Raw genomic sequence first — 12,843 nt, 5'->3', positions numbered from 1 at the left:
TCCTTACCGGTTTAACGAGGTGGATTGATGTCAAAGGGGACAGCACGCAAACTTTTGTCCGGCCTGATGGGGCTGGCGCTCGCAATTGCATGGGCAGATGGCGCCCTGGCGGACCATCGCAAGGGACATGTCGATGTCAGGGTACCGGCACTCAGCGAGATGGCGGCATTTGGTCAGACGGCGTTCAACGAGACCTGTGCAAAATGTCACGGCGAGAACGGCGCCGGTACCGAGAAGGGGCCGCCGTTGATTCATCAGATCTATAATCCCGGCCACCACAGCGATCAGTCGATCTATAACGCGATGCGCAACGGCGTGCGCCAACATCACTGGCCCTACGGCGACATGCCGAAACAGGCGGTCGGCTTCTACGCGTCCTCGGCCATCGTGAAATTCATCCGCGAAATGCAGCATGCCAACGACATTCAGTACCAGCAGCATTGAGGCTTTTCCCATCAGGCGTATCGGCCCGCCATGAAGGTATCAACCCGGCAATCAAATAGGCATTCCTGCCTATATTTATTAGGTCCCGGCTCCGTCTCCCTCGACAGTGCCCTGTTGTGACAGGCCCTGGCAGAGGGAACAACCATCCGATTCAATAGCCATATCCAAAAGCCCGGGCTTCTGGCGACCGGTTCGAAAGCCACCAGATGCGATCGCAGCAGGGCGCTGGTCGGAACCGCCAGCCCGGCTGCTGAATAAATTGACATGTCGCTTGAAGAAAATTAAGCAATGGAGTTGTCCGGTGAAGGGGGTATTGACGACGACGTTGAATAAACTAAGCCAATATAAGACCGTATGCTTGAAATATTTTTGGGCGTCATATTTTTTACGGGTATCGTGCTGACGCTGGTACTGGCGATACTGTTGGCCAGATCCAGGCTGATTCCGGCCAGTGGCGTGACCGTCAGGGTCAACGGCAAGCAGTCCTTTCGTATTCCGGTGGGGGACAGGTTGCTCGGCGCCCTGGAGCGCCGTGATATTCGCCTGTCGTCAGCCTGCGGCGGCAAGGGTATCTGCGGCCAGTGCAAGGTTCGGGTGCTGGCCGGGCGCAGCGCAGTATCGCCAGCTGAAAGCTCGCTCCTCAACGTGGCGGAAACGGCCGGCGGAACAAGGCTGGCCTGCCAACTGACGGTGCACGACGATCTCGATATTCAGGTACCGGACGAGGTGTTCGGCGTCGGGCACTGGCGTTGCCGCCTGAGTTCCAGCCGCTGCGTCGGCACGCTGATGAAGGAGCTGACCCTTGAGCTGCCGCCGGGAGAGTCGATCGATTTCCGGGCGGGGGCTTTTATCCAGGTCACCGCTCCGGATTTCGAGGTCCGCTACCGCGAGTTCGATATTGCGCCTGAATACCGCGGCGAATGGGACCGTCTCGGCCTGTGGCTACTGGAGGCGAAATCCACGGATTCGAAATCCCGTGCCTACTCGCTCGCCAACTACGTCGACGAGGCCGGTGTCGCGGTGCTGGTCGTGCGTCTGGCCATTCCGCCCCTCGATGCCTTCGAGTCGATTCCTCCGGGGGCGGTGTCTTCCTACCTGTTCAGCCTGCGGCCCGGAGACGAGGTCGATATTTCGGGCCCCTACGGTCATTTTTTCGCCACCGAGAGCGGCAACGAAATGATCTTCGTTGGCGGCGGAGCCGGCATGGCACCGATGCGGTCGCATATCTTCGATCAACTCAGGCGCCTGCACTCGAATCGGACCATCAGTTTCTGGTATGGCGCCCGGAATCGACGCGAGCTTTTCTACGTCGAAGAGTTCGATCGTCTGGCGCAGCAGTACGACAACTTCAGCTGGCATCTGGCGCTGTCGGAGCCCGGGCCCGAGGACGACTGGCAGGGCGATGTCGGCTTCATTCACCAGGTGCTGCATGACCGCTACCTTGTCGAGCATCCCAATCCGGAAGACTGCGAGTACTACCTCTGCGGTCCGCCGGTCATGATCAATGCCGTGACCGCGCTCCTCGACAGCCTGGGCGTCGATCCGGAAAACATCCGTTATGACGATTTCGGTGCCTAGCCCGGCTCGCAGGTGCGTCTTTGACCGGGATCAAGCGAGAGTTCGGCCGGTTGGTCGGGTTCGGAATAAGCAACTACGCTTGAAGACATTTGGTGGCGGGTGTTACAGCCCGCATTGTCGATACCCGGACTGTGTAGTGAATTCCTGCTGTGCGATCGTCATACCCCCTGAGTCCCGAAGGCTGTGCCGGTGGGGATCAAGAAACTCTGGCATGCCCTCTGGCGGCCCAGCATACGATATCCGGTCGTAATGCTGATCGGTGCCGGTATTCTGATCGGCGCCGTTTTCTCCGGTGCCTTCGCCAGTTTCGTCCAACACAGCAACAGTGAAGCCTACTGTACCTCCTGCCATGAGATGGAGACCGTGCAGCGGGAATACCAGGAAAGCTTCCATTATCGAAATCCGGCCGGCGTGCGCGCCATCTGTTCCGATTGTCATGTCCCGCCGGGGAACTGGGCCGCAACCGTACTCTTCAAGATCGGCAAGATGCAGGAGCTTTTCGCCCACTACCGGGGCACGCTGGACACAGAGGAAAAGTTCGAGGCCAGGCGGCTGGAACTGGCCGAGCGCGTCTGGCGCCGGATGGAGGCATCCGAATCGGCGCCCTGCCGCAACTGCCACAGCATGACGGCGATGGATCTGGAGAAGCAGCGGCCGCGGGCGCGGGGACAGCACGAGTCCGCGCGCGAGGCAGGTGAAACCTGTATCGATTGTCACAAAGGCATCGCCCACAGGCCGGTTCAGGCGTTGCCTGAACCACAAACACCGGAATCGGGGGACTTTGCCCTGTGAACCTGACAGGAATTTTGCAAATGAAGTCATCACACCGGTTTTTTTGGATTGCTGCGCTGCTTGCCCTGACGCCTGCGTCTGTCTGGGCACTGGACTGGACCAGAGTCGAGGCCAGGGACCTGATTCTGTTCTATCCCGGTCAGGCATCCTGGGAGTGGGCATTGACGCCAAGCGATCACAGCGGCGCGAAAAAATTCCGCGAAGGCAAGAACTGCCGGGAATGTCACGACGGCGAAGAGCCGGCAATGGGGGACCTTATCGCTTCGGGGAGAAAGCTCGAGCCCGATCCGGTCGAGGGCAAGCGTGGCTGGATCCCCCTGAAAGTTCAGGTCGCCCGGGAAGGCGAGCGTCTGTACCTGAGGCTGGAGTGGCCCGATGGTGATCAAAACGTCGGCCGCAAGCTGGATCCGGATGCCGAGGTCAAGGTCACCGTGATGCTCGAAGACGGTCACACCGTAGAGGCGCTGCGCGCCGGCTGCTGGGCGGCCTGTCACGATGACATGATCGGCATGCCCAGCGCGCCCGAGGCCAGGGAAATCACCAAGTATCTGGTCGCGTCACGCATCGGCATCAGCCGTCAGGGCGGCGGCGAAAACTTCAGGTCGCAGGCCGAACTCGATAAGTTGCTGAATCAGGGGCAATTCTACGAATACTGGCACGCCGAGCTGAACAGGGGCCAGGAACCGCGTGTCAGCGATGGTTATATCCTGGCTCGTTACCAGCCGAATCCCGTTCCGGCCGTAACCGTCGAGGCCACCCATAAGGCCGGAAGGTGGGTGGCCCTGTTCAGCCGCCAACTGGAACCCGGTGATCCCTATCACAAGGATATTGTCGCTGGCAAAACCTACTTTATCGGTTTCGCCATCCATGATGCCTATGCGGCGCGCCGTTACCACCACGTCTCACTCGAGCATACGCTGGTCCTGGATCAGGGCGAGGCGGATTTCGTGGCGACCCAACAGTGACTTGTCGACAGGGAGGGCAAACACCGATGCCACGCGTGCAAGCCATAGCCGCCGCATTGTTCGTGCTGGTGCTGTTCTGCGCGGCCTTGCCGACCGCCTCGGCGCAGAGTCAGGCCAGCCCGCAAGCCGGGGAGACCGCTCAATATGCCCCACTCGGCGCCGAAACCTGCCTCAAATGTCATGATGACTCGCCTGTCACCGACATTCTGGGTACGGCCCATGCACGCAGCGCCGACAAGCGGACGCCCTTTGCCAGGCAGGACTGCGAGGCCTGTCATGGTGTCAGCCCGGAACACCTCGAGAAGCCTGCGCCGGGTGCGACGCGCGCGCCGGTCAAGCGCCTGTTCGGGCAATTGTCGACCACGCCGGTCGCGGAGCAGAACGGGGCTTGTCTGCAATGTCACCAGGGAAACAAGCGGATCAACTGGTCCGGGAGCCAGCACCAGTTCGCCGACATCCCCTGTGCGTCCTGCCATCGGATACATGCCCGGGAGGACAGGGTGCTGAGCAAGCGTACCGAGACCGACGTCTGTTTTACCTGCCACAAGACGCAACGCGCGCAGATCCACAGGCTGTCCAGTCATCCGATCGACGAGAAGCAAATGGCCTGCAGCGACTGCCACAACCCGCATGGTTCATTCGGGCCCCGGCAACTGGTCAAGACGACGGTCAATGATACCTGCTACCAGTGCCATGCGGAAAAACGCGGCCCCTTCCTGTGGGAGCACGCGCCGGTGAGGGAGGACTGCACCAACTGCCACAACCCCCACGGCTCGACCCAGCCCAGTTTGCTCAAGGCCAGAACCCCTGGCTTTGCCAGCAGTGTCATATGGAGGCGTTTCATCCGAGCACTCTCTATAGCGGGACCGGCGTGCCTCCGCGGGGTGTGGCGGACCGGCTTCTGGCGCGCGGCTGTCTGAATTGCCACTCGCAGGTCCATGGCTCGAACCATCCGTCCGGTGTCCGATTCATGCGCTAGGGGGCAAAAAGGCCTCCAGGTGACCGCAACAAGAGGAGACGGCGATGCGGTATGCAATATCGATAATAGTTGCCTGCCTGTTTTCGGCTCAGAGTCTGGCCCAGGACGGCGGATTCGTGCTGGGGCCCCTGGAGGAGGAAGAACCTGCGCCCGAGAACCAGAGCGAGGTGGAGCTGGGGGGGCCACAACAGTGACGATGCCTTCAAGTACGGGGAGTTTAACGGGCTCGAGGAGGAGGGAACGTTTGTCATCGGCAACGTTCGCTACCGTCAACAGGAAGCGGCAGATGGCGATCGGGCCCGCTACCTCGAACTCGAGGGGCTGAACCTGGGCCTCGACTCCCGGTCGTTGCGGCTGCAATACGGCGACCAGGGGCGTTACCGGGTGGATATCGGTTACGACCAGATCCCAGGTTCCGGACCGAAGGCGCCCTGACGCCCTACAACGGCGTCGGTAGCGGCAGCCTGACGCTGCCCCCAGCCTGGCAGGCCGCGACGACAACGCCGGGGATGACAACCTTCGCTGCGGATGCGCAATCGATCGATCTCGACACCGAACGCAAGCGGGTGAAGGGTGGGCTGCGCTGGAATCTGGACGCGAACTGGACGCTGGAAACCCGCTTTCGTCATGAAAACAAGGAAGGCCTCGACAGCATCGCCGGCGCCTTTGCCACCAATGGCGGCAACCCCTCGGCCGTGATCCTGCCCGAGCCGATCGACTACGAGACCAATGCGCTGGATATTGCGCTGGGTTACGCCGACGAGCGGGGGCAGTTCCAGCTCGCGTACGAGTTGTCACTGTTCCGTAACCGGGAATCCTCCCTGAGGTTCCAGAATCCCTATTCAGCCTCGGCCGGGAGTGCCGGCTGGGCCGACGACACCGGCTTTCCAACGGGCTTTGGCCAGATGGCCCTGCCCCCCGACAACCAGGCCCATCATCTGACCCTGTCGGGCGGCTACAACCTCGGCAGCAGCACCCGGATGACGGCAAACCTCGTATTCGGGCGCCTGTTGCAGGACGAATCCTTCCTGCCGTTCTCGGCCATTTCCGCGCTGAATGCCAGCGTGACCACACCGTTGCCCAGGGATTCGCTCGACGGTCGCATCGACCGGCTGCTGCTGGATCTGGGGCTGTCGTCGCGCCCGCTGCACAAGCTCGATCTGCGTGCCAATTACCGCTACGAGGAGCAGGACAACAAAACCCCCGGGATATCTATGTCGGCATTGTCGGCGATGCCCAGACGCAGCCGGGCGGTATCGCCAACGAAAATGCCCGCATCAATCTGCCCTACGGGTATGAGAAACACCGGTTCTCGGTGGATGCCGGTTATCGCATCCGGCCGCGCACCAAACTGACGCTCGGGTATCAGTACGATCAGCGGCAACGGGATTTCCAGGAGGTCGACAAGACCCGGGAACATACGCTCAGGGCCCGCGTGAACGCGACGCCGCTCGACACCGCCAGCGGCTGGGTTGAGGTCGCCCGTGGCGTCCGTGATGGCTCCGGCTACATCGACAACAGGCCTTTTCTGGACAGTCATACCCAGGCCCTGCTGGACACCCTTGACGAGGACGAGCGCCTCGAAAACCATCCGGCGCTGCGCAAATTCCATCTGGCGGACCGGGACCGTGATGCGATCCGGGGACGGATCACCCTGGTACCCAACGACCGCTTGAGCTTCGGGCTGGACGGCAGTTACACCAGGGATGACTACGAAGGCACGACACTGGGTCTCGGCGAAAACCGGATTTTCAGCACCACGCTGGACGCCTCCTACAGCACGCAGCAGGGCGTGGATGCCTATGTTTTCCTGACCCATGAAAACCTGCGTTACGAACAGCGCGGACACTCGTATAACCCCCTTGGCCTGAGCTCGCTGACCGATCCGGCGCAACGATGGAGCGCCGGCACTGAAGACCGGGTGTACACGGCCGGCGTGGGCGCCAAGTGGAGTCTGCTCAACGACAAGCTCGACCTCGATGTCGCCTACAGCTTTTCGACTGCCGAGACCGGTATTGACGTCGATGCCGGATCGGCCCTGGAGGCCGAACCCCTGTCGGACCTCAACACGCGACTGCACCGTGTCGATATCCGGCTCGACTACAAGCTGAGAGACAATCTCACAACCCGCCTGGGGTATCGCTATGAATCGCTCGACACCGAGGATTTTGCCCGTGACGGCATCGATCCGGATACGATTCCGTCGGTACTCACCCTGAATGGAGATAGCCCCGACTACCGGGCTCATACCGTTGGCGTTTCGCTGATATACAAGTTCTGAACAAGGCCAGATCGGGGGACGGTACGCGAACGGTCGAAGCTACCGTATTTTTACGTTACCCTGGTGATGCTGCTGGTCGGCTTTGCCATTCATGACGTTGACCGCCTGAGCGAAACCGGGCGTCTGACCCTTCCGGTCATGCCCGAACGCTCCCGCTGGGAAATCTTGACCATGGTCGCCGGGACCCTGATCGTGGTGCAGGGATTCGAAACGCCGCGACCTGGGCCACCGCTTCTATACTCTGACCCGTATCCGGGCCTGTCTTGAACGGACAGCCGGCAGGATTCAATTGCACCGGCCAAAGGTCGCAGTTGGAACGAGTCGATAGTTGCATTGAAATCTCCTTGCCGGCCCCCTAGAATCGTCGGTTCACCCATTGCCGGGACTGCCATGAAAGCGCCGCTTCGAACATTGCTGGGACTGCTGCTGATGATAATCGTCTCGGTTCAGCCCATGGCGGCCCTGAACGCGGCAGAGCAGTCTGACCAGGCGATCTGGCAGCACTGGCAGTTCCATCTCGAACACGACAGTCATGATCATGACGGCGCGGCGGATCCCGCCCATCATGCCCACGGGCTCGAGGATCAACTGCACGCCGATGCCTGCCATGGCGGACACAGCCTGCTGTTGGTCGAGTTTCATCTGACCGGCCGCGAGCAGCTGCCGTCCGCACCCGTGATCCGTCCATTACCGGCGCACCAGGCGCCGGACCTCTCGGTCGATACCCCCTCCGATAGTCTGAGCGGTCTTTCCACACCCAACGGAAATTCCTGCGGTGCCGGTATCGGAACCGCAACCCGATAGTTGTGCAAGATTCGAGGATGTATCGATATGAAAACCGTATTTGTCTGGGGTAGCGCTGTTGTACTGTCCGCCACCGTCGCATCTGGCGTGGTTATGGCCCACGGTGGTGCCACCGGCGTCGTCAAGGAACGGATGGAGCTGATGAAAGATCTCAAGGGATCGATGAAGTCGCTGTCCGAGATGTTCAGCGGCAAGGCCGATTATGATGCCGCGAAGGTGCGCGAAGCCGCGGCGGTGCTGGAAGCCGCCTCCGGCGAGGCAATGACGCGGCTCTTTCCCGAAGGCAGCCTGCATGGACCGACCGAAGCGAAGCCCGGGATCTGGCAGGAATGGGAACGCTTTCAGGGGCTTGCCGACGATCTGGGAGTCTACAGCCGGGCGCTGGCGGAATCCGCTGACAACCGTGGCGGTGCCGGCGGCCAGGGGAGCGGCACGATGATGGGGACTCGGTCGATGATGGGAGGACAGTCCATGATGGGCACAGGCGGCATGATGGGCGGCGCGCCCTCGGCCGAGCACCTGGCGCAGATGCCCTCAGAAATGGTGTTCAAGATGGTCACCGATACCTGCTCCTCCTGTCATACCCGTTATCGTGTGGAGAAGGAGGACTGATGAAGCGGATCATACTCGGGCTGACCGGCCTCGCGGGGCTGGCCGCCGTCTTCATGGGAACAGGGGCCTTTTCCACTCCCCAGGCCGACCCGGGGCTGGGAAACCTGACCGGCGATGTCGCCCGTGGCGCCTACCTGGCGCGTGCATCGGGCTGCATCGCCTGTCATACCGATGTCGATGGCGGTGGCCAGCCACTGGCCGGTGGGGCCCCGCTGGAGACGCCGTTTGGCACCTTCCATGCTCCGAATCTGACGACCGACCCGGAGCATGGTATCGGCGCCTGGACGCTGCAGGACTTCGCCCGGGCCCTGCGTCACGGCATCGCGCCCGACGGCTCTCCCTACTACCCGGCCTTCCCGTACACTTTCTACACGGGGTTCAGCGATCAGGACATTGCCGATCTCTGGGCGGCGTTCCGCACGGTGCCGGCGGTCCCGCAGCCATCGAAGGAACAGGCGCTGGCGTTCCCGTACAGTATCCGCGAGGGGCTGAGACTCTGGCAAACGCTGTATTTCGAGCCCAAACGCTTCGAACCGAACCCGGACGGCGGCGACCTGCACAATCGCGGAGCCTACCTGGTGGAAGCGGCGGGCCATTGCGCCGCCTGCCATACCCCCGCAACCTGCTCGGCGCGCTGGACGAAGAGGCGCCACTGGCCGGGGCCGACGGCCTTCCAGGCGGTGGCTCGGCGCCCCCGATCCATGCCCGGGCGCTGAAGGCCAGCGGCTGGAGCGTCGATCAGCTGGCCTATGCGTTGAGCTCGGGCATCACACCGGACGGCGATGTGCTGGGCGGCTCAATGGGCGAGGTGATCCGTGACGGCACGGGTTTCCTGTCTGCCGAGGATCGCAAGGCGATCGCCACCTACCTGATGGCGGAGACCGACTGATCCGGTAAGCGGCGGCCCCGGCATCTCGACGGGGCTGCCATTGCTTACTGATCCAGCTCAATCATCTGGCGCAACAGGCTGGCCATTGCCGGCCAGGGTGCTATTGTGAAAAACAGCATGTGGACAGAATTCGCTTCCCGAACAGGCGTCAACGGCCCGATGAAGAAACTGTTTCTACTGCTGGCGGTGCTGCTGATACCGATCCTGTGGCAGCCGTCGGCGTCAGTGCAGGCGATGCCGTCGACCTGCATGCCGGACCTTCCGGTCGTACTGGCCGACACTTGCCAGGAGGCCGGGGCATCCTGCGACAGCGCCGTACACGGCTGTGCCCAAAGCTGCATCGGCAAGCTGAGACCGGCTGTTGCCGGCATTGCAATCCCGTATTCCCCCGCCGTGGTACGCGTGTCACCGGCTGCGCCAGCGCAGACGCTTAGCGGTTTCCACGCCCCCATCGATCACCCGCCCCAGGCCTGAGCCCCGCTGGCCGCCCGAGCCTGTGCGGCCAAAGCCGTGTTCCAGATTCCGCCGGTATCACCCCGGCACACCCTGATACGGGAGATCGAAAAATGAAAGCCACCCATTGTCTCGGCGTTGTTCTGCTGATGCTGACAGCGCTCTCAACAGGCCCGGTGCGGGCCGAATCCGTCAGCGACGAACAGCTGATCGAACAGAAAATCGAACAGAAATGGCAGCAGTACCTGCAGAGCGATGCGTTCGAACAGCGTGTCGAGGACGTGATACTGCAGTTCATCGCCAAACAGCAGCAAGCCCAGGCCAACCAGCAGCGCAAGGCGCGGGAGGAACAGGCCGGGAACGTCGCGCCGGTCGATCCGGCCAGCGACCATATTCGCGGGGCCGAAGAAGCCGCCTTCACGCTGATCGAATATTCCGATTACGAGTGCCCCTACTGCAAGCGCTTTCATGTTACGGCCCGGCGTTTTATCGGGAATAATCCCGAGGTCAACTGGGTCTACCGTCACTTCCCGCTCGACTTCCATAACCCCGGCGCACAGAAGCAGGCCGAGGCGGCTGAGTGCGCCGGCGAGATTGGCGGCCATGACCGGTTCTGGCAATACTCCGACCTGATCTTCGAGCGTACCCGCTCCAACGGCAAGGGCTTCCCGGTCGGGAACCTGGTGCCGCTGGCGGAAGAGATCGGTCTGGAGAAGGCAGCGTTCGAGTCCTGCTTCGACAGCGAGCGATTCGCGGACAAGGTCAGGCAGCAGTTCGCCAATGGCCAGGCGTCCGGCGTGGCCGGCACACCGGGCAACTTTCTGCGCCACAACGCCAGCGGCGAAACGGTTGTGATCAACGGCGCCCAGCCGCTGGAGCGGCTTGAGCAGGCGCTGGAAATGATGAAGGCGCAGGTGCAATGAGGGTGGGGCGGCAATGAGGTTCGAGCATGCATGGCCGGTCTGGTTGCTCTGGCTTGCGGTTGGTCTGCTCGCCCTGCCGTTGCAGGCCGCGACGGGGCCCTGGGGGCAGAGCGGACCGGTACAGGCTCGCGTGATAACCGCCGACCGTGGCCTGAGCGGACAGGCGGAACTGATGCTGGGGCTGCAGATCAGGCTCGAGCCCGGCTGGAAAACCTACTGGCGTACGCCGGGCGCTGCCGGTGCGGCACCGGAACTCAAGCTGGAGCATCCGGCACTGGAACCCGAACCGGAATGGCTCTGGCCGGCGCCGCACCGATACAGTCTGCTGGACATGCAGGCCTACGGTTACGGCGACGAACTGGTGCTGCCGGTGCGCTATCGCCTCAATACCTCGCAATCAAGGCTCGCATTGAAGGGCGAAGCGCAGATCTATGCCTGCAACGAACTGTGCCTGCCGCTGAACATACCGGTCCGCCTCGACCTGGCCCTCGACAGCGGCGTCGACTGGGACAGTCAGCGTCTGTTGAACCAGTATCTGGCGCGGGTGCCGGCGCCGCTCGATCCGGCGCAGGCACAGCCGCGGGCGGTCGTCGACGACAGGGGCCTCTATCTGGAACTGCAGGTGCCGAATCCGGGGGCGGAGGTGGATCTTTTCGTCGAGGGCTACTGGGTGCACGACTGGCCGGATCCGCAGATTCGCATCGAGGGCAACCGGGTGCGGGCTTGGTGGGACGCGCCCGAAGGTGCGAAGGTCGAGGACCCGGACCGGCCGCTGCGCTTCACCTACGTCGACCGATTGCAGGCACGGGAAGGGCAGGTGACGGCCGACATCGGCCAGCGCCCGGCCTCGGATCTGGCTGTCGCGGGCTGGGCCGGCCTGTTGCTGATGGCCTGGCTCGGAGGCCTGGTGCTCAACGTGATGCCCTGTGTGCTGCCGGTGCTGTCGATCAAGCTGATGCACCTGAGCGAAGCCTCGTCGCTGCCCCGACGCGAGGCGCGTTTGCAGCTGTTGCTGACCGTCGCCGGCATCCTTGGCTTTTTCTCGCTGCTGGCACTGGTGCTCGCGGGGTTGAAGGCCGCCGGTTACTGGGTCGGCTGGGGAATACAGTTCCAGAATCCGTATTTCCTGCTGTTCATGCTGCTGCTGATGCTGCTGTTCGCCGCCAACCTGCTGGGCTGGTTCGAATTCGGTCTGCCCGGCCGCTGGCAGACGGCGCTGGCGCAAAGCGGGGACGGACGGCGGCATTCACCCCGGTTTGCGTCCTTCATGCAGGGTATGGCGGCGACGCTGCTGGCGACGCCATGCTCGGCGCCCTTCCTGGGCACGGCGGTGGCGTTCGCGCTCGGACGGGGACTGACGGAAATCCTTGCGGTCTTCACCGCCCTGGGGATCGGCCTGGCCACCCCCTATGGCCTTCTGATGCTCTGGCCGGGGATGGTCCGGCGCCTGCCCAGGCCTGGGCGCTGGATGACCGCACTGCGGCGTATGCTGGCGCTTGGATTGGTGCTGACCGCCGTCTGGATGCTCTGGCTGTTGAGCAATCATCTGTCGTCAACGTTGATCGGCGTTATGGCGCTGGGGGCGCTGTGCTGGCTGATCCTCTGGAGTCCGCCGTTAAGGCGCTGGCGACTGCTGCTGACGATAATGACGCCGCTGCTGCTCGTTACCCCGCTGTTGCAGTCGACCCCGGTGCGGCTCTCGCCACTGCAAAGCGCGGCCTTCGAACCCGACCGGATCGCCACGCTGGTGCAACAGGGGCGGACGGTGCTGGTCGACATTACCGCGGACTGGTGCATCACCTGCAAATACAACCAGTCGGCGGTGCTGGATTCAGACGAGGTGCGGGCCCGGATGCAGCGTGCCCAGGTGGTTTTCATGCAGGGGGACTGGAGTCTGCCGGATCCCGTGATCGAGGCTTACCTGCAGCGGTACGGCCGCTCCGGTATTCCGTTCAATGCCGTGTTCGGACCGGGAAGACCGGAAGGTGTGCTGTTACCGGAACTGCTGACGGTCGATAATCTGACCGGCGCCCTGCGCCAAGCCACGGGACCGGTTGAGCGGTGATATACAGGCAATGCCCGTTCGGCGGTTCGGGCTCGCCACATGAGATCAGGGAGACTCG

At 62.6% G+C, this 12,843-nt stretch carries 14 protein-coding genes and 1 pseudogene; all 15 read left to right on the top strand.

The genetic code is table 11. The features are described from left to right. Window positions 1–27: 27 nt before the first annotated feature. Window positions 28–444: a c-type cytochrome gene (locus ACFQDL_RS28150; protein WP_379911977.1), complete on the top strand. Its 417-nt coding sequence runs from the start codon at window positions 28–30 to the stop codon at window positions 442–444. A 354-nt stretch (window positions 445–798) separates the two neighbouring features. After that, window positions 799–2,022: an NADH:ubiquinone reductase (Na(+)-transporting) subunit F gene (nqrF, locus tag ACFQDL_RS28145; RefSeq protein WP_379911975.1), complete on the top strand. Its 1,224-nt coding sequence runs from the start codon at window positions 799–801 to the stop codon at window positions 2,020–2,022. 189 nt (window positions 2,023–2,211) lie between these two features. Further along, window positions 2,212–2,814: a NapC/NirT family cytochrome c gene (locus ACFQDL_RS28140; RefSeq protein ID WP_379911972.1), complete on the top strand. Its 603-nt coding sequence runs from the start codon at window positions 2,212–2,214 to the stop codon at window positions 2,812–2,814. Window positions 2,815–2,834: 20 nt separating this feature from the next. Continuing rightward, window positions 2,835–3,779: an ethylbenzene dehydrogenase-related protein gene (locus ACFQDL_RS28135; protein WP_379911970.1), complete on the top strand. Its 945-nt coding sequence runs from the start codon at window positions 2,835–2,837 to the stop codon at window positions 3,777–3,779. Window positions 3,780–3,805: 26 nt separating this feature from the next. Beyond that, window positions 3,806–4,699 (top strand): DmsE family decaheme c-type cytochrome, encoded by an 894-nt coding sequence (locus ACFQDL_RS28130; protein WP_379911968.1) that lies wholly within the window; start codon window positions 3,806–3,808, stop codon window positions 4,697–4,699. A 128-nt stretch (window positions 4,700–4,827) separates the two neighbouring features. Beyond that, window positions 4,828–6,113: pseudogene (locus tag ACFQDL_RS28125) on the top strand (MtrB/PioB family decaheme-associated outer membrane protein). Continuing rightward, window positions 6,074–7,039: an MtrB/PioB family outer membrane beta-barrel protein gene (locus tag ACFQDL_RS28120; RefSeq protein ID WP_465264002.1), complete on the top strand. Its 966-nt coding sequence runs from the start codon at window positions 6,074–6,076 to the stop codon at window positions 7,037–7,039. The pseudogene ACFQDL_RS28125 and the gene ACFQDL_RS28120 overlap by 40 nt, the downstream one beginning before the upstream one ends. Window positions 7,040–7,105: 66 nt before the next feature. Further along, window positions 7,106–7,306, top strand: coding sequence for a hypothetical protein (locus ACFQDL_RS28115; protein ID WP_379911966.1), 201 nt, complete (start codon window positions 7,106–7,108; stop codon window positions 7,304–7,306). Window positions 7,307–7,429: 123 nt separating this feature from the next. After that, window positions 7,430–7,843, top strand: coding sequence for a hypothetical protein (locus tag ACFQDL_RS28110; RefSeq protein ID WP_379911964.1), 414 nt, complete (start codon window positions 7,430–7,432; stop codon window positions 7,841–7,843). 27 nt (window positions 7,844–7,870) lie between these two features. After that, on the top strand, window positions 7,871–8,455 hold the full coding sequence (locus ACFQDL_RS28105; RefSeq protein ID WP_379911963.1) for a c-type cytochrome: 585 nt from the start codon (window positions 7,871–7,873) through the stop codon (window positions 8,453–8,455). After that, window positions 8,455–9,171, top strand: a complete 717-nt coding sequence (locus tag ACFQDL_RS28100) for a c-type cytochrome (protein ID WP_379911961.1) — start codon at window positions 8,455–8,457, stop codon at window positions 9,169–9,171. Before ACFQDL_RS28105 ends, ACFQDL_RS28100 begins: the two co-directional genes overlap by 1 nt. Before the next feature lie 38 nt (window positions 9,172–9,209). After that, window positions 9,210–9,344: a hypothetical protein gene (locus tag ACFQDL_RS28095; protein ID WP_379911959.1), complete on the top strand. Its 135-nt coding sequence runs from the start codon at window positions 9,210–9,212 to the stop codon at window positions 9,342–9,344. A gap of 159 nt (window positions 9,345–9,503) precedes the next feature. Further along, window positions 9,504–9,818: a hypothetical protein gene (locus ACFQDL_RS28090; protein WP_379911957.1), complete on the top strand. Its 315-nt coding sequence runs from the start codon at window positions 9,504–9,506 to the stop codon at window positions 9,816–9,818. Window positions 9,819–9,910: 92 nt separating this feature from the next. Then, window positions 9,911–10,720, top strand: a complete 810-nt coding sequence (locus ACFQDL_RS28085; protein ID WP_379911955.1) for a DsbA family protein — start codon at window positions 9,911–9,913, stop codon at window positions 10,718–10,720. 13 nt (window positions 10,721–10,733) lie between these two features. Next, window positions 10,734–12,785 carry a protein-disulfide reductase DsbD family protein gene (locus ACFQDL_RS28080; protein WP_379911953.1) on the top strand — a complete coding sequence of 684 codons (2,052 nt, stop codon included), beginning with the start codon at window positions 10,734–10,736 and terminating at the stop codon, window positions 12,783–12,785. The last annotated feature ends 58 nt before the right edge of the window (window positions 12,786–12,843 follow it).

Source organism: Marinobacterium aestuariivivens, assembly GCF_042661465.1.
Lineage (GTDB): Bacteria > Pseudomonadota > Gammaproteobacteria > Pseudomonadales > Balneatricaceae > Marinobacterium_A > Marinobacterium_A aestuariivivens.
Note: the sequence above shows the minus strand (reverse complement) of the source record. Positions and strands in the feature narration are given on the sequence as shown.

Coding starts and splice junctions, on each gene's coding strand:
- ACFQDL_RS28150 (WP_379911977.1), top strand. CDS start 28: ATGTCAAAGGGGACAGCACGCAAACTTTTGTCCGGCCTGATGGGGCTG.
- nqrF (WP_379911975.1), top strand. CDS start 799: ATGCTTGAAATATTTTTGGGCGTCATATTTTTTACGGGTATCGTGCTG.
- ACFQDL_RS28135 (WP_379911970.1), top strand. CDS start 2,835: ATGAAGTCATCACACCGGTTTTTTTGGATTGCTGCGCTGCTTGCCCTG.
- ACFQDL_RS28130 (WP_379911968.1), top strand. CDS start 3,806: ATGCCACGCGTGCAAGCCATAGCCGCCGCATTGTTCGTGCTGGTGCTG.
- ACFQDL_RS28115 (WP_379911966.1), top strand. CDS start 7,106: ATGCTGCTGGTCGGCTTTGCCATTCATGACGTTGACCGCCTGAGCGAA.
- ACFQDL_RS28110 (WP_379911964.1), top strand. CDS start 7,430: ATGAAAGCGCCGCTTCGAACATTGCTGGGACTGCTGCTGATGATAATC.
- ACFQDL_RS28105 (WP_379911963.1), top strand. CDS start 7,871: ATGAAAACCGTATTTGTCTGGGGTAGCGCTGTTGTACTGTCCGCCACC.
- ACFQDL_RS28100 (WP_379911961.1), top strand. CDS start 8,455: ATGAAGCGGATCATACTCGGGCTGACCGGCCTCGCGGGGCTGGCCGCC.
- ACFQDL_RS28090 (WP_379911957.1), top strand. CDS start 9,504: ATGAAGAAACTGTTTCTACTGCTGGCGGTGCTGCTGATACCGATCCTG.
- ACFQDL_RS28085 (WP_379911955.1), top strand. CDS start 9,911: ATGAAAGCCACCCATTGTCTCGGCGTTGTTCTGCTGATGCTGACAGCG.
- ACFQDL_RS28080 (WP_379911953.1), top strand. CDS start 10,734: ATGAGGTTCGAGCATGCATGGCCGGTCTGGTTGCTCTGGCTTGCGGTT.